A 17,862-nucleotide genomic window follows, 5' to 3' on the forward strand; every position below is an offset into this window, starting at 1 on the left:
CTTAAATTTTGAATTGGAGCGAAGCAATTTGACTATCAAAACATTTATATTCGGTAAATTATTCCGCAAAACCCCACTTGCTTGGCGGCAAATGAGCCGTCAAAAGACTCGTTTATTCGTTGCTATAGCAGGAATTGCCTTTGCTGATTTTCTAATGTTTTTTCAACTGGGAGTTAGAGATGCACTCTTCGATTCGCAAGTTACTCCCTATACCACGCTTAAAGGAGATTTATTTTTAGTCAATAAACTGTCCGATAACTTGCAATCTATTAAAAGTTTTTCCAGAAATAAGCTCTATAAAATAGCAGGTGTTAACGGTGTAAAATCCCTGGCGACGCTATATGTGGGTCAAGCATCGTGGCGAAATCCTGAAAATCTAGCTAGTCGTAAAATTTTTGTCTACGGAATCGATCCGAATCAGCCAGCATTTGACTTACCAGAGCTTGATGGACAACTAAATAAACTGAAATTATTAAATCGAGCGCTGTTTGACAGAGCTGGATTGGTTCCTCAGCTTGGGGACGTTCCTAGTTTACTGAAAAAACAGAATCCGCTTTCTGTTCAAGCTAACGATTATCAAATTCAAATAGTTGGATTATTTAAGCTCGGTTCTTCTTTTTCTGCTGACGGCAATCTGATCGTCAGCGATTCTACCTTTTTAAGGCTCTTTCCCCAACGCCAAGCAAACGAAATCGATCTGGGTATTGTTGACGTAGAACCAAATGCCTCGATCGAGCAGATCCAGGCTGATTTGCGAGCCAAGCTACCGGATGATTTACTGGTACTAAATCTTGCTGAATTCACTGCCCGTGAAAGTGCATATTGGTCTACAGGCTCCTCCATTGGCCCAACTTTTAACCTCGGTGTTGCAATTGGTTTTTTAGTCGGAGCAGTTATCGTTTATCAAATTCTCTATACTGATGTCTCCGATCATTTGCCAGAATATGCAACGTTAAAAGCGATGGGTTACAGCGATATATATCTGATTGGAGTTATCGCTCAAGAAGCTTTTATTCTAGCGGTTTTGGGTTTTCTTCCAGGTTTTTTGCTCTCAAGTGGATTTTACATCTTTTTTCAGTCTGTGACGTTTTTACCGACTGCGATGAAACTAGCTCGTGCGGTAACTGTGCTAGTTTTGACTTTTGTCATGTGTATTGGAGCCGGAGCGATCGCTATACAAAAGCTACGAGCAGCAGATCCGGCTGATATTTTCTAAGTTTTGAGCAATCGAGTCATGAGTTTTGAGTTGAAGTTTAGAAAAATATCGCATTTCAAAACTCATAGTTTTCTAGAACCAAGCCCAAACTTACGGTTGAACTCTCATGTATGTTGCAAGAAATTAGTCTCGATCAAAGTTCAAAACTCAAAGTTCAAAACACTTCTCAACAACCCGTTATTTCAGTTTGCCATCTCGATTACTACTTCGGTCGGGGAGAACTTTGCAAGCAAGTCTTGTTTGATATTAATCTCGACATTTATTCTGGAGAGATCGTGATTATGACTGGGCCATCCGGTTCTGGTAAAACTACCTTACTAACACTAATAGGTGGATTAAGATCCGCTCAAGAAGGCAACCTTAAAGTTTTGGGACAGGAAATGTCTGGGGCTAGTAAGCGGCAACTGATGCAAGTGCGGCGGCAGATTGGTTATATTTTTCAAGCACACAATTTGTTAACTTTCTTAACTGCAAAGCAGAATGTCCGAATGTCTTTGGAACTACACGATGAGTACCTAAAGCAAGATATCGATTGGCTAGCAACGGATACTCTTAAAAGTGTTGGTTTAGGCGATCGCATCGATTATTATCCAGACAGCCTTTCTGGAGGGCAAAAGCAGCGAGTCGCGATCGCTCGTGCCCTAGTCAGTCGTCCTAAAATTGTTCTTGCCGACGAACCTACTGCTGCTCTCGATAAAAAGTCAGGTCGCGATGTTGTAGATATCATGCAGCGTCTAGCTAAAGAGCAGGGTTGCACTATTTTACTCGTCACTCACGATAATCGAATTCTCGATATTGCCGATCGCATCATCCACATGGAAGATGGACGATTAGTACAAGAAGTGGCAAAGCAAGAAACTATCTAATTGTGCTAGTGATATCGTGATTTTTGATTCTCTTAATGGCATTAATTTTAGTTATTTGTGAAAGTCTTATGAGTCAAACCGAAGAACCAAAATATTCCGTATTGCAATCCTATAATGATATTGAAATCCGGCAATACGAACCAAAAATTGTTGCTGAAACAGTCATTCAAGCTGAAAGAGATCGAGCAAATAAGGCTGCATTTTCGATTCTTGCCGCTTACATATTTGGTGAAAACACGTCTGTAACCAAAATTGCGATGACTGCGCCTGTCACGCAATCCCAGCCAAGGGAAAAAATCGCCATGACTGCTCCTGTCATTCAACAAGAAGCGGGAGAAAATATCGCCACAAGCGCTTGGGTGGTACAGTTCGTGATGCCTTCACAATATACGCTGGCAACGCTGCCAAAACCAAAAGACTCTCGCATTACTATCAAAGAAGTTCCCAGCAACAAAGTAGCGGCAATCCGTTTCTCCGGTCTAGCTGGGGATGAACAATTGCAGGAAAACGAAGCCAAATTATCTGCTTTTCTGGCTCGGCAAGGTATCGAGACAAAAGGTAAAGCGATTTATGCTTTTTATGACTCTCCGTTCATCTTGCCTGCATTTAGACACAATGAAGTCATGCTCGAATTGAAATAATATCTCTTTTAATAACTAGATTCTCGCTCTTGGCGATCGCATCAAGTAAAATATCTCAGGAGAAAAATTATGATTGCAACGACTCGCTTAAAAACCACCCAATCGGAGGAAATCTTTGCTGCTGCCCAAAAATTAATGCCAGGAGGAGTTAGTTCCCCCGTGCGGGCTTTCAAATCTGTTGGCGGACAGCCAATCGTATTCGATCGCGTTCTTGGCGCTTACATTTGGGATGTGGATGGCAATCAATATATCGATTATGTCGGCAGTTGGGGGCCAGCTATCTGCGGTCACACTCATCCTGAAGTCATTGCTGCTCTGCACGATGCTTTGCATAAAGGAACTAGCTTCGGTGCGCCCTGCTATCTAGAAAATGTACTGGCACAGATGGTAATCGATGCCGTTCCCAGTATCGAGATGGTACGTTTTGTCAACTCCGGCACGGAAGCTTGTATGGCTGTTCTTCGTCTGATGCGAGCTTTTACGGGGCGGGAGAAAGCAATCAAGTTTGAAGGCTGCTACCACGGACACGCCGATATGTTTCTCGTTAAGGCTGGCTCTGGTATTGCCACTCTCGGCTTGCCCGATTCTCCTGGTGTGCCCAAATCCGTGACTAGCAACACGCTGACCGCTCCTTTCAACGATTTAGAAGCAGTAAAAGTATTGTTCGAGCAAAATCCCGGTGAAATTGCTGGTGTAATTCTTGAACCTGTTGTTGGCAATGCAGGTTTTATTCCACCTGCTGCGGGTTTCCTTGAAGGTTTGCGAAAACTCACACAAGAGCATGGAGCGCTGCTGGTATTTGATGAAGTGATGACAGGATTTCGGATCGCTTACGGTGGAGTGCAGCAGAAGTTTGGTGTCATTCCTGACTTGACTACCTTAGGTAAGGTGATCGGCGGCGGTCTGCCAGTCGGCGCTTATGGCGGTCGCCAAGAAATTATGTCGATGGTTGCTCCAGCCGGAAGCGTGTATCAAGCCGGAACGCTTTCGGGCAATCCACTGGCAATGACGGCAGGGATTAAGACGTTAGAGTTGTTGCAACAACCTGGAACTTACGAGTATCTCGATCGCATTACCAAGCGACTCACAGAGGGAATGCTGGAGATTGCTCAAGAAACAGGTCATGCTGCCTGCGGTGGTCAGATTAGCGGAATGTTTGGTTTCTTCTTTAACGAAGGCCCGGTTCGCAATTATGAGGATGCTAAGAAGTCTGACTTAAGTAAATTTGCTCGCTTCCATCGCGGTATGTTAGAACATGGAGTTTATTTAGCTCCATCTCAATTTGAAGCCGGATTTACTTCTTTAGCTCATACCGAAGCAGATATCGATCGCACCCTCGAAGCAGCTCGAACAGTCTTGTCTCAGTGAACTTCTTGCAAAAGTCGGGGTAAAGGGGAAGGGGTAAAGGGGAAAAAAACTCAAAATCTTTTCCCTTTAACCTTTACCCTTTCCCCGCCAAGTGAACTTGGCGAACTACTAGGCTAATGGTTTGAGCTTAGATAACTGCTCCTAAAGAGGTCAGCGTGGTAGTTGCCGCCTCAGTTAAACCTTTAACTCCGACAATATTCATTTGCTCATAGGGCTTACTCGCTCTCATGGTTTTTAAGCATTTGCCTGCTCCGATATCCCAAAGTCTAATCGTTTCATCGTCACCGCCACTAACCAAGGTTTGGTTATCTGGACTAAAGGCAAGTGACCAAACCAAGCCTGTATGTCCGTGCAAAACTTTCAAACACTTACCCGTGCAAACGTCCCACAACTTAATTGTCAGATCGTGACTCGTGCTAGCCAGTATCTTGCCATCAGGGCTAAAGGCAATCGATTGCAACCAGTTTGTGTCTGCTTGCAAAACATTGAGGCACTCACCCGTGTGCGGATTCCACAGCCTGATTGTTCGATCTGGACTAGCACTTGCCAGGGTATTACCATCAGGGGCGATCGCAATTGCCCAAATCCAACTCGTGTGTCCTGCCAACGTTCTGAGGCAGTTACCCGTGTGAATATCCCATAACTTGATCGTTTGATCCCAGGAGCCACTCGCCAATATCTCTCCTTGAGAGATGAAGGCGACTGACCAAACCGCAGCGTTATGTCCCTGTAAGGTTCTTAAGGTTCGACCTGAACGAACGTCCCATAGTTTTATAGTACAATCTTCACTGCCACTGGCGATCGTCTGGCTGTCGGGACTAAAGGCAATCGATAAAACTGCTGCGCGATGTCCCTGTAAGGTTCTTAAGGTTTGACCTGAACCAACATCCCATAGCTTTACTGTTTTATCTACACTACTGCTGACTAGGATATTTCCTTCATGATTAAAGATAACTGAATGAACCGAGTTGGAATGTCCTTTTAACACTTTCAGGCATTCACCAGTTGCGGTATCCCATAACCTCACAGTGCGATCGCGGCTGCTACTAGCAAAAATTTGACCAATGCTTGGTAAGCTAGCACTAACAGGACTAAAGGTAACAGAGAGTATTTGATTGGTATATCCTTGTAGAGTCTTGAGGCATTCACCTGTATCGACACTCCATAGCTTTACGGTTTGATCGTGTCCACCGCTAGCCAAAAGCTTGCCTTGGGGACTGAAGGCAACTGCAAAAACCCAACTGAAATGTCCTTGAAGCGTTTTGAAACATTCACCCGTATCGACACCCCATAACTTCACGCTATGATCGTGCCCACCGCTAGCCAAAAGATTGCCTTGCGGGCTGAAGTCCACTGAAAAAACTCGATTTGAATGCCCCAAAAGTGTTTTGAGACATTCACCCGTTTGAGTTTTCCATAGCCTGATAGTGTGATCCTCGCTGCCACTTGCTAGTATCTGACCATCTGGACTGAGAGTTATTGACCGTATTCCACTATTATGATGTTTTTCAAACGTTTGCATACACTGTCCAGTGTTGATATCCCACAATTTAACAGTGCGATCGTCACTACCACTCCACAATTGAGTATCTCCCTTAAAAATAACAGAGAGTACCCAACTAAGATGTCCCTGGAGTGTTTTGAAGCATTCTCCAGTGCTGCTATTCCATAGCTTCACAGTGCAGTCATCGCTGCCACTTGCTAATGTGCAATTATCTTGGCTAAATGCAACCGACCAAACCTCATTTGTATGCCCTTCTAAGGTGCGAAGGCACTGACCAGTACTAACATCCCATAGCTTTATTGTGTAATCTGTGCTACCGCTAGCGAGAATCTTGCCATCAGGGCTGAATGTCAGTGATGTTATCCAACTCTTGTGTCGCGTGCAGATCAAGACTGGTTGCACATCGCTAACTTGGTACAAATGAATTTCTCCATTACTGTCACCTACCGCCAGAAGTTCTCCATCAGGACTAAAGGCTACTGCATGAATAGCACCAAAGGTTTCAGTAAACGTACACCTCGCTAAATTGGCGTAAGCAAAATTCGTATTTTGCAAATTTACATCTCGTAGGTCAGCCTGCCAAATGGTTAGACCAGAGAAATCATAGCCCGTTAGATTAGTTCCTAGCTGATTGAGTAAGTTAAGAATATTACCTGCTACATATCCCGGCTCTAAGGGGGATTTCTCTTGCTGCTTGAGTAAGATTTGAGTCAGTTCATATTCCAAGTTTTTTTTGCCTTCAAAGACTGGAATTAACCTGTTAATCACGGCATAGAGAATGAGACGAATTTGAGTCTCTCTTACATAGTCTTTGGCAGTAGCTTTGATCAGAGCATGGCTTTTAAAAAGCGAAAACTCCTGGTTAGCAATCTCCTCACAAACTTGCTCAACCAAGCGACTTGTCACATACTCCATCACGACTGGCTGTAGGGTGAAGTAGGCTGTATCTCGTTCGATGAGCGATCGCCGTCCCAAAGATTCCAGTGTTTCAATTAAATTGAGTTGTGGAAAAGGCGATACTAAATCTTCTCGTAACTTGGAGAGGGTTACTGGCTCCCGATTAATCGCTAGCCAGTACATTACATCTTTTCCCTCATCAGATAAACGCTCAAATTGCTGCTCTAATAAATCACGAAGATCGCCAAATACGGTGGTTTCCTCTTTTAAAAACTCAGAAATATAACCATCAAATAAATCTTGAATCGTAGTTGCCACAATTTTTAAGGCTAAGGCATTGCCTCCATAGCGTTTGACCAGTGCGTTAAATTGAGTTTCTAAACCCTTGAGCCTTTTACTCTTAAGAATTTCTTCTCCCTCTCCTTCTTTAAGTCCACCCAATCTCAAAGTTCGCACTGGCAAGGCTTCTCCTTCTAGAGAGGCGACCTCTTTAGGTTTTTCTCGCGTTGTGAGTAGCAAGCAACTCTGGTGGTCTGATTTACCTACTCGTTTGAGGAGTTCGCCATACTGCTCATATCCAAGGTTATATTGTCCTGCTCGACTTCCACCACGTAACACAGCATCTACATTATCGAACACGACCAAGCAGCGCATTTCTTTAAAGTAGTTAAGCAGCTGAGAAATTTTTTCACTAATGCTTTCCGGCAATTCTGCCTCAGTTTCTTGCTCGTCAGCCAGAAACTGAATGATGCTACCCAAGAATGTATCAATGGGTGGAGCGTCATACAGCGATCGCCAAACAATACAATCAAATTTATCCTGCATTAGTTCTGCCAATTTAATCGACAGACTAGTTTTCCCGACTCCACCCATTCCGAGAATGGTCACTAATCGACAGCTATCCTTCAGCAACCACTCATCCAGAGTACTGAGTTCTTGTGTACGTCCGTAAAATGCTAAGACAGAAACAGCTTCCCCCCAATCTTGACGGCTATTGGGATCTGAAGCCGAATAGTAGCCTTCGGATAGGCAGCTGTCAAAACCAAGAAAGAGAGCCTCAAGTGTTCGCTTGTCAACTCCCTTCCTACGGTTCAAAACTTTTCTAATTGTTAGAGGGTCTAAGTTAGTGCGGTAGCTTAACTCTTCAAGAGTGAATCTCTTGCCAAAATTATCTCGAAACTCAAACTTGTGCCTTGCTTCATCAAACTTCTGTAAACCAACAGAAGTGAGTATAACTCCACGCTTGCGTCTTGGCATACCCAAATTCCTCTACAGACAAAGATAGATTTAGCACAGAACTTAAGTACTTTTTCACCCAAGATATATTTATAACTTAGGCTTCTCCCTCTGGGGGGAAAAGAGCAGCAACTGCAATCGGTTTCAAACAACTGATAATCACTCTCAAGAAGAACCGCCTAAACCTTAATTATTGACGCATTTATCAATAAATATTACAGCTTTAGCACTAGTTTCTTAATTTGACTAAATTCGTGCGTCTGATAAAACATCTCCACACAATCTCCAAATTCCCAATGATCGCCAACTACATTCAACATCTTCCTTAATTCCGAAAGTTTAACTGTTAAATTACTCCAATCCTAATCAACGTGTAGTTTTAGTCAACTAATTTTTGGTATTTTTACTTTTTATCAATTAATGCTTTTGATACTGCGATCGCACTGAGGAAAGAAGTAGGAACGAATATTATTAAAATTCAAGCTTTCTTTCGGTAATTAGGTATTTCTGCAAGTCTCATAAAGCACCTTTGATAAGCTCCTGTCTCCAGATATAGACCACTTCATTATTAAAAGGGTTAAGTCTTTATTTTTACATCCTCAATTATTTAGGCTGAATCGACAAGACTAAAGACTCAAATCCTCTTTTGACACTCAGCCATCTCAGCAAAGGGTGTTCTACACCTGTGACAAAATCCATATTCCCATAAAGCAGGGATTTTAAATCTAGTCTCACACTTGGGACATTTAGACAGTAAACGGAGATTGTGCTGATCGCATCCCCCCGTTTCCTTAAATTGCCATTCAATTAGGTGACAAGGCGCTTCAGCATAGCAAGCCCCACATAACCGAATTGGCTCATGCTGCATTCCCACTCCAAGAGGTGGAAGCATTAGACATCTCCAGAAATTAAATATGCGTTACCCAGAACCCTTGTTTTGACGTAGCAGTGCTACGTCAAAACAATTCTTTTTCGGAGATGTCTATTTGGGCTAGCCTGTCTGCACCTACTTCGACTACAGATGCGATCGCTTCCAATTCTTGCTGACTAGGGCGAGGGTTAAAATGAAATCTTTCCCACCGTGCCACTACAGCACCAATTGCTGCTAACTTACCCAGCCCAGCAGGAGATAAATGGTTAGCACGTCTAAACCGACCGAGAAAATGACTCAGGCTTTGCCCTGGATAGGGTTCTATAATAAAAAGCCAAGGCTTAACATCTGGTGCTGTCATTATTTATACTCTTTAGCCACTTCTTGTAGAACAGCCTTATCAATCTTCTTAAATCCCTTAGATAAAGAACGAATTGCCGCCTCTCTAAGAATCTCATCCAGCCGACCGATGTAACCTTCAGTTGCCGATGTGAGAATCCGCAGCATATCCTTGGTAGTTAAATTAGACGACACAGGCAACTTCAAAACCCTATCTTCCCAGGCTTGCACAGTATCTTGGAAATCTTTACCCGCTAACTTACCGAAACGATGACAAGCGCGAAAGCGATTATAAACTTGTTCATCACGCTTGATCACTGCCTCCAAGCGGTCAGTTCCCACTAACACTACAGCAATTTGTAACTTGTCATAAATATCTCGCACCTCAGCAAACGTCTCAGGCTTGAGGCGGTCAGCTTCATCAATAATCAGCATTTCTACGCCACATCCCTTGAGTACCTCCATTGCCCTTCCACGAAAATCAGAAACAGTTCCCTTTGTCGCCCGAAACTTTAGATACTCAATCATCTCCTTGAATAAATCCTTAGAGCCGCATTTTTGCGGAGGCTGAATATAAACTACAGGTACAATCGGAGGTCTTCCAACTTCTTGCTGTGGCTTTTGCCTGTACCTATAGGCATCACAGGCAGCCGTCTTGCCAGTCCGTGATTCCCCAACTACTCGACAAGCTTGCCTTGCTTTGCTTTGCGCTTTCCATCCAACCAATCATGGAGAGTTTTTACCTGCTGTAACTGCACAATGCTTTTACCCTTGAGACGAGCAATTTCAGCTTGCAACCACTCATCATCTGGTTTTACCCCACCCAACTGCTTGGCGATCGCTTGAGCTTCTGTCATTTTTTACAACCCATATTCTTCACGAAGTTGTTCATAGTCCCACACCTCAATGTCTTCGTATTGAGAGTGAACCGTTTCTATAGATTCCACTTCATCTGGTTCAATTATTTCGGAAGGCAAGGATTCTGTTTTACTTTCATCAACCGCAGCAGATCGCAAAACAGCCTGTTCCAATTTTTGACGCTCTTTACGACTTTTCTTGCTAGCCACAAGAGCATCGCGGTCAACAACTTCTTGCAATAATGATTGGTTACTGATAGTTTTCCCTGCGGTACGAAGTCTCCGACTTGCTGCAAGAGCCTCATCTAATGCCAGTTGCTCTGTCTCCAAACCTTGAGCGTGAGCGCGAGTCAGAAATACTTCCTGATTGTTTTCTTGGCGATAAACCAAAATTGTTGTAATGTCTCTGGGGTCAAACCTTAAGTTGACAGTTTCCCCTGCATAACCTGCCAGATATTCTCCTCGATACATCAAGTTCTGAAACTGCAAGCAACCACCTCTTTGTACAGTGCGCCGTGACTGCTTCATTAAACAGATATCCAAATCTCGTTCTGGTATCGGTACTGGCACTGTTGGCAAACCTGCTTCCCAACGCTCAAAGCGAGTTTGATCACCCATCCGCGCATCAATACTTTGGTTGTAATGATCTACGATGTAGCGAACAAGTAACTGTTCTAGTTCTCGCAAAGTAAGCCTTGCGTCTTTTTCTGAATCTTCTGGGCGTTCCTGAACATTAGATCCGGTGTATCCAGGAAGCGTTGAAAATAGTTGGTCATTTAATGTTTTGAAGGGACGTTCCACTATTCCACCTTCAGAAGGGCGATCGCGTAAATGACAGACAAACCCTAATTGCGCCCCAATCTGACTCAAGTGGTTAGAGCGAAAGTCTTTACCGCCATCAGTATAAAAGTGTTCTGGTTTTCCATAGGTTCCCCACTCACAATGCAGTTTGTACTCGAAACCGTACTGTTTGGGTAGAATTGCATGGCGTAACGCTAATGCTACTACCCCAGAACTGGGCGCATCAAAACCCAAATTGATACCCATAATGCAACGAGAGTAAGTATCAATTACTGTTGTTAACCAGGGACGACTTAGCAATTCACCATGTTGATCTACCAGCAACACATCCACGCGGGTATGGTCACATTGCCAAACATGGTATACAGTGACTAATTGTTTGTCATCGGTGACAGATTATTTGTCACTGTTAACATATTAATATCAATTTTAACAAAATCTTGTCACTGTTAACAAATTAGTGACTACTATACAGTCTGGATACCCTATATCAAAGATTAGAACCAGAGTTATTTGAATCTGGAAAAGGTACGCGGTGGATGCTCTAGCAAGGCAACTTTAAGGTTTACAAGCCGATGCAATGGCATAACAAGTCGATGCAATGGCATAACAAGCCGATGCAATGGCATAACAAGCCGATGCAATGGCATAACAAGTCGATGCAATGGCATAACAAGCCGATGCAATGGCATAACAAGCCGATGCAATGACATAACAAGCCGATGCAATGACATAACAAGTCGATGCAATGACATAACAAGCCGATGCAATGGCATAATATCGTGTCCGGTTAAAGACTTATCATTAAGATGGCAGGGGAGCAGTTTTTGCTGGGGGCAAGGGGAAGAGGGTTTCCTGGTTTTTGCACAGATGCGGGAATATAACTAATAGGCGGACATGATATAATAGGCTGATGCATTAACAATAAAACTGATTTACCAGGCAAAAGTAAGTTTTATTAGAGCGATCGCAACAATTTTCTAGACCGTCAATGGAAAAGTCCCAGATTTCGTTGCAACTAGCTCTCAAGATGATATTGCTCCACAATTTATATCAGTTTCTTAATTGCGAATGGGCGGAAAAGCGAACTTGTACTGAGCGACTTGCCTTGAGCGAAGTCGAAAGGAGCCGAAGTATTGCGAATTGGTATTAGATTTCAATCTTTCGCAGATTGGAAATTCACGCTTATTGCCAAAATCGTTGATATTGCCTCATCCAAACCGCTTAAACCACAAGTGCTTCGGCTTTTCCTACTGCTATTCAGTTCTGAGAGCGATCGCAGAGTGAGCTTGAGCCTTTCTCAACTGCTGTGTTAGTTTTCAGATAATCCTGCACCAACTTACAACCATAATTAAGTGCATCTAGGTGGAGAATTCGCTGCAAATTCCAAAAAATTAGCGTGTTGTCATCACCCCCTGAAGCGAGAAAACTCCCGTCAGGGCTGATTGCAATTTGCCTAATCGCTGCGGTATGTCCTCTAAGGGTCGTTATTTCCGTACCATCAAGCTTCCAAAGTTTGACAGTACCATCTACGCTACCAGAAGCAAGCATTTTCCCATCAGGACTAAACGCAACTCCCCAAATCGCCGCACTATGACCAATGAATGTCTTCAGCAATTTGCCGTCAAGAGTCCACAGCTTAACGGTATTGTCGCCACTTCCAGTCGCTAGCATTTTACCGTCTGGGCTAAAGGCAACTCTCCATACTGTTGCTGAGTGTCCTACAAAAGTTCTCAACAATTTACCATCAAGCGTCCATAGTTTAGCAGTATTATCACCACTGGCTGAACCAATGAAGCGACTATCTGGACTAAATACGACTTGCCAAACTTCCGCCTGATGTCCTTTAAGGATCTGTGGCGCAGGGCGATCTCTAAGCCATACATGAATGATTTTGTCAACATTTGCCATTGCGATCGCTTGTCCGTTGGGACTTAATACTCCTGCTAAGAGTTTACCGAAAGGAACTTTGTAAGTGGCAACACTAGTAGTCTGCCAACCCAAAAATGCTGGGTGAGGACTGGGGAAAGGGGCAAGGGGAAAGGGTAAGGGATTTAAAACTTTTCCCCCTTCCCCCTTACCCTTTACCCCGCCAAGTGAACTTGGCGAACCACTAGTCCCGTCTCGCTTCTTAAGTTTTACCGTATCATCGTAAGCGGCAAGAGCAATTAACTTACCATCTTTACTAAATGAAACATCGAAGACTACGGTCTTAGATTCAGTAAAAGTTTTGAGTAATTTGCCTTGGCGACTCCAAAGTTTAGCGGTGTTTTCATGGCTAGCTGTAGCGATTGTTGAACTGTCGGGGGTAATAGCTATTGACCAAATCCCCGACTGATGGGCAATGATGGACTTTTGGAATGGGTTTTCACTTTGCCAAAGTCTGACAACGTTTTCTGCCCCCGCCGAAGCAAGAAAGCTGCTATCTGGACTAAACGCGACTCCCCAAACGGAGGCACTATGCCCTCTAAGCGTTCTCAGTTCTGTCCCATCAATGTTCCACAGTTTAACAGTTTTGTCGAGACTAGCAGAAGCAATTGTTTGACCATCAGGACTCCATGCTACTCCCCAAATGCCGGCACTGTGACCAATGAGAGTTTTATACTGGCGGTAGCTTCCATTACTGCTGTCTCGCTGCCAAAGTTTAACAGTTTTGTCTTCACTCGCTGAAGCAATTGTCTGACCGTCAGGGCTGAAAGCGACTCCGACAACCCAACTAGCATGACCAATGAGAGTTTGTAAAGATTTGGCGTTTTGCCAACCTGTACCGTCTCGCTGCCAAAGTTTTACTGTTTTGTCTACACTTGCGGCAGCAACGATATTACCATCAGGACTAAAAGCTACTCTCCAAAACCCCATTTTGTAACCTTGAAACGTCCTTAGCAACTTACCGTCTCGCTGCCAAATTTTCACCGTTCTGTCGAAACTACTAGAGGCAAGGAACTTACCATCAGGACTAAATGCAACTCCCCAGAGCGAACCTGTGTGACCTTTGAGAGTTACTAGCAGCTTGCCATCTAGCTGCCAAAGTTTAATAGTACCATCTTCACCCGCCGAGGCGAGTGTTTGACCATCAGGGCTAAAATCGACTGCCCTAACTGCTCCTGTATGACCTTTGAGAGTTGCAACTAGTGTGCCATCACGTCGCCAAAGCTTGATTGTTTGATCTACACTTGCTGAGGCAATTAGAGAACTGTCAGGACTGACATCTACAGCTAGAACAGCTGCGGTATGCCCCGAAAAACGGTTGTACTCATCTGTTCCATAAACTGCTTGTTGCAGTGCATTTTCTACTTGAGGTGCAAGATTTGTATTTGATTCACCTAATTTTTGCAGTCTTTTTTTTGCTTTGATTGCTTCTACAAGTGCATCCAATCTGCGATTTGAGGCAAAAAGCCCCTCGGAAGAAGATACAAGCGCTTGAGTTTCACTGTTTTTGGCAATAGTTTCGCTGTTGCGAGTCTGCTGATACAAAATAAAAGTTGCTATTCCCAAAGTACTAGAAAAGAGCAACCCAATACTTACTACAACTAGTAGATATCTCTGTAATAAAGCCGTTTTTTTCTCTTGTGCTAGTCGTGCTTCTACTTCTTTAGCCCGTGCTGCCTCCAATGCCATTTGCACTTCTTTGCGATCGCATTCCGCACTTGCGGCTAAAAATTGGTAATCTAAATCGCTCAGACTTTTGCCTTGTGACCAATTTTGAGTATCTTTTAAAGCTTGTCCTCGCAACAGACGCGATTCATCTTTGTAACCCGATGCTACCCAAGCGTTGAATGTTTGCGAGTAAGGGCGGAGATTATCTAATTGTCTTAACACCCATTGGGCATTAAAAACATTTCGATAGATAGGATTTTTAATTTTGAGATAGCCATTGTGTCTCTCTACTAAACCGGATAACAACAGTTGTGTCTGTTCTCGACTATCATCACTCGGAACAGAACGAAGAGGCGTAGAGGCAAACTCTTCTCCCCTGCTCCTCTGCTCCCCTGCTCCCCGGTCACTGAGCGTAGCCGTTCGCGAAGCGTCTCGTAGAGAAGTGCTGCTCCCCTGCTCCCTTCCTCCCCGTTCAAGAGCCTCTTCTGCTTGCAATACTTGTTGATAAATACCCAACAATCGCCCTGCCTGTTGTTCGTCGAATAAGAGGCGATCGCGAATAGTACGCAAATGTTCGGGTTCGTCTTGTGACTGCCAATTTTGAATAATCTGCTTAAGCACTAATTGCTCTACCCACAATGCTTCTGTACCTGGAGGTAGGGTAATCATTCCTGTGGCAGTTTCAGCAGAAGCAACATCGGTAATTAAATCACAGAGTTTTTGTGTGAGAAACGGCTGTCCCCCTGTCCAGCAAATAATCTCTTGCAATATTGCTTGTGGTTGACTGACTACTTCTTCTAATCCTGAAAGCAAAGGCGTGGCTTCATGCAGTCCAAAGCCCTGTAACTCAATTGCTTTACCAAGGTTAAAGGGCGTGCGGCGTTTATCTGCAATCAAGTCAGAGGGACTTGCTACACCAAATAGTGCAAATCCCAAAAGTTCAAACTTTGAGTTATGTGGTCGTAAATTATAGCACTGACGAATCCAAGCAAAAAAGTCGTTGATTGGGAAATTTAAACTCAGTAAGCTGTCAATCTCATCAATAAAGATGAAAATGCGTTTGGCTTTGCCGTCTAGGAAAGAATCGCTTTTGAGATTTGGTAATAAGATATCTTCAACAAATAAGTGTAGTTTTTGCACCGAGGAAATACCTGCTTGCATTTCCCACCAGCGCTGAAAGTCAATTTGTGACGCTAATTTTAAGCTATATAATAAGCTGATAATAATGCCCTTGTACCATTGGTCTGGTGTAGTATCTTCAATACCCAAGCGAGTCATATCTAAGTAAACACAGCTATGCCCTTCTTCCTTAAGCCGATAGCTTGTGCGTTGTAGTAAGGATGACTTGCCCATCTGACGAGAGTTGAAGACATAACAAAAATGACCTGCTTTCAAGCAGGCATAGAGTTGTTCATCTGCTTGACGGGTAACGTATGTGGGATCGTCACTGCGGAGACTACCCCCTACCTGATATCTCATATCTAAGTGTGATTATCAAATAAAAACATTAACATAATGACCATTAATTTCTAGATAAATTATTGAAAATAAATATTGTAAATCTTACAGCATACTTGATGTATGATTTGCGTTTCCAGATAACCAAACGCAGCCCCAAAAGTGTTACTGAAGTTGATTGCTTGGAATCTAAGTCTTTGATTGGCAACAGGGGATACCAATGTTGAAAAAATTAAATTCTGGTTTTATATAAAAAAATTAGTATGTCGGGACAGAAAAATCTGTGTCTGAGTTAATTAAGTGACACACCAAAAGAAAAAGATATACTTTCAGACGCTAAAGAGGTTATTTGAAAAGTGGTTGGCTGTAATTTTAATCACCCCCCTTAATCCCCCCGATGTATTGGGTGGAAACCGAAAAATCCAGTTCACTCCCCAATAAATACGGGGAGGGTTAGGGTGGGGTAAAAATATTTGATACATCAATCATGACTTTTCAAACATCCTCTAAAGAATTTAAAATTACGTCTAATTAAGATTCGTTCAGGTAAGACTTGGCATAAATCAGTCTAAATTTGGCTCACGTTTGTCTATTATCGCTACTGTTGCTATATCAAACAATTGTGGATAGCTGTTTTGCAAAATAGGAGTGGTAGAGTCCGTAACGCGGTAAGACGCGATCGCCCTCAAAGCGAATTAATCCCAAACCTTCAAGCTTATAAGTGTCAATAGGATTAAGAGAAATATCTTGCTTTGCTGCCAGAATTTCAGCAAAAGTCTTTGCCAGTCTAGGATTTTCTTGCAGTTTGATCCAGTGTCGCCATAAATGATCGCGGTAGATGCCACCATTGGCGATCGCTTCCTTTATTATTTCTTGCACGGTCATTTCTTGAGACTTAAGATAGTACAAACTAATCTGAATTAGTGCTGGATGTCCTCCTATTAGTGGCATTAGTTGAACAAAATCTTTTGCTTTAAATGAGTCTAAACCATACCGCCTAACTAAATCTTCTACTTGTGGTTGAGTAAAATCGTTCAGACGAATAGGTAGACCAATATTAAAAGGAGAGAGGTTAATATCCATAGAGATGTACTCTTCGGTTGAGTAAACCATTACTAACCTCAGCTTTTGCCAGTTGGAATTGTGTCGTGCTTCCTCACACCATGACCGCAACAATGCAAAAAACTCTTGACAAATCTGAGGATATTCAAAAAAACGGTCAATTTCATTCAACACTAAAACCACTGGGCTTTGACATTGATCGAGCAAATAGTTTTCTAAATAGAAGCCGCTACTCAAGTTGTACCCAATTTCTTCATTCCACTTTTCCTTGAGGTTGGGGTCAATACCTAACCCTGTTGCAATTTTCCAGCAAAGATGACGCAACAGTTTATTTAAATCAGTTAGACACTTACTATCGAATTGGTAGCAATTCAGATTCACAGTCTGATACCCAAGTTTTTGTGCAAAGGCACAAAGCCGCAACACAAGAGAACTTTTACCCATCTGTTTGGGAGACCTAATCCGAATCACGCAGCCACTAGTAGTTACTTCTCGATAAACCTTTCTCTCTAGTGAAGGACGTTCAATATAAAAGTGAGAATCTAAAGGTACGGGCCCATCTGGGTATGACCAAAGATTTTCGATCTGTTCAGTTTGTGTGTGATGTTTTTCGACAAATGAGGTTAATTCGGAGCTTTGAGATAAATCTTCTTTTATATTTGCAATAGACAATAACTCAGATGTTTCAGTCTCATTTGCTTTATTGACTATAGTGTAGTCTTCGTTATGTAATTCTAGATTAAAAGCGCTAAAGCAGAGTTTTATAGTTTTTTGATCTACACTTTCACTTAAAGACCATAATTTACTCAAAGTTCTACTAGAAACATGAATGCGCGAGCTTATTTCTTCTAAACTCAAGTGTTTGCCTTTATTTTCTACTATCTCCACAGAAAGAATTGCTGATTGTAACCGTTTAATTCCTGTGGATGTTAGTACAACTCCTCGTGCGCGTTTTGTTTTATACATTGCTCTCCCAGGTATTTATTATAAATGAGTGTTACAAGCAATAATTTTTTATCTAAATACTGAAACTATAACGCTAACCAGTGATTTTTTATACAATGATATTGTATTTTTTTTAACATTCATTGGAACTCTGATAAACTAAGTCACATTGTACCAGCTTGATAATAAACACTGACATCGATT

The 17,862-nt window shown here is 42.7% G+C and carries 10 protein-coding genes and 2 pseudogenes; 4 read left to right on the forward strand and 8 right to left on the reverse strand.

All coding sequences use genetic code 11. The annotated features are described in order from the left end of the window. Positions 1-28 precede the first annotated feature (28 nt). The 4 genes from devC (at position 29) to hemL (ending at position 4,091) form a co-directional block, all read left to right on the forward strand. Entirely contained in the window at positions 29-1,216 is a 1,188-nt protein-coding gene (gene devC, locus V7K45_RS06650; protein ID WP_335001592.1) for an ABC transporter permease DevC, read from the forward strand. Positions 1,217-1,326: 110 nt separating this feature from the next. Beyond that, positions 1,327-2,082: a DevA family ABC transporter ATP-binding protein gene (locus V7K45_RS06655; protein ID WP_335001594.1), complete on the forward strand. Its 756-nt coding sequence runs from the start codon at positions 1,327-1,329 to the stop codon at positions 2,080-2,082. A gap of 68 nt (positions 2,083-2,150) precedes the next feature. Then, positions 2,151-2,723 (forward strand): SOUL family heme-binding protein, encoded by a 573-nt coding sequence (locus V7K45_RS06660; RefSeq protein WP_335001596.1) that lies wholly within the window; start codon positions 2,151-2,153, stop codon positions 2,721-2,723. Positions 2,724-2,792: 69 nt separating this feature from the next. Then, on the forward strand, positions 2,793-4,091 hold the full coding sequence (hemL, locus tag V7K45_RS06665) for a glutamate-1-semialdehyde 2,1-aminomutase (RefSeq protein WP_442941965.1): 1,299 nt from the start codon (positions 2,793-2,795) through the stop codon (positions 4,089-4,091). A 127-nt stretch (positions 4,092-4,218) separates the two neighbouring features. On the opposite strand, the gene V7K45_RS06670 is transcribed toward hemL, so the two are convergent. From V7K45_RS06670 to V7K45_RS06700, 8 genes and pseudogenes are all read right to left on the reverse strand, one after another. Further along, positions 4,219-7,749: an NB-ARC domain-containing protein gene (locus V7K45_RS06670; protein WP_335001598.1), complete on the reverse strand. Its 3,531-nt coding sequence runs from the start codon at positions 7,747-7,749 to the stop codon at positions 4,219-4,221. A gap of 613 nt (positions 7,750-8,362) precedes the next feature. After that, positions 8,363-8,960 (reverse strand): annotated as a pseudogene (locus V7K45_RS32905) (TniQ family protein). Then, positions 8,960-9,664, reverse strand: a complete 705-nt coding sequence (locus tag V7K45_RS06680) for a TniB family NTP-binding protein (protein WP_335001602.1) — start codon at positions 9,662-9,664, stop codon at positions 8,960-8,962. The pseudogene V7K45_RS32905 and the gene V7K45_RS06680 overlap by 1 nt, the downstream one beginning before the upstream one ends. Further along, complete coding sequence (locus tag V7K45_RS06685; RefSeq protein WP_335001604.1) at positions 9,616-9,795, reverse strand: hypothetical protein; 180 nt, start codon at positions 9,793-9,795, stop codon at positions 9,616-9,618. Before V7K45_RS06685 ends, V7K45_RS06680 begins: the two co-directional genes overlap by 49 nt. Positions 9,796-9,798: 3 nt before the next feature. Continuing rightward, complete coding sequence (locus tag V7K45_RS06690; RefSeq protein ID WP_335001606.1) at positions 9,799-10,929, reverse strand: transposase; 1,131 nt, start codon at positions 10,927-10,929, stop codon at positions 9,799-9,801. 927 nt (positions 10,930-11,856) lie between these two features. After that, on the reverse strand, positions 11,857-14,109 hold the full coding sequence (locus V7K45_RS32910) for a WD40 repeat domain-containing protein (RefSeq protein ID WP_442941966.1): 2,253 nt from the start codon (positions 14,107-14,109) through the stop codon (positions 11,857-11,859). Positions 14,110-14,952: 843 nt separating this feature from the next. Continuing rightward, positions 14,953-15,672, reverse strand: a pseudogene (locus V7K45_RS32915) (AAA-like domain-containing protein); the annotation flags it as partial. Between the two features lie 591 nt (positions 15,673-16,263). After that, positions 16,264-17,679, reverse strand: coding sequence for an AAA-like domain-containing protein (locus tag V7K45_RS06700; protein ID WP_335001610.1), 1,416 nt, complete (start codon positions 17,677-17,679; stop codon positions 16,264-16,266). Positions 17,680-17,862 lie beyond the last annotated feature (183 nt).

It is taken from the genome of Nostoc sp. (genome assembly GCF_036917375.1).
Classification (GTDB): Bacteria; Cyanobacteriota; Cyanobacteriia; order Cyanobacteriales; family Nostocaceae; genus Nostoc.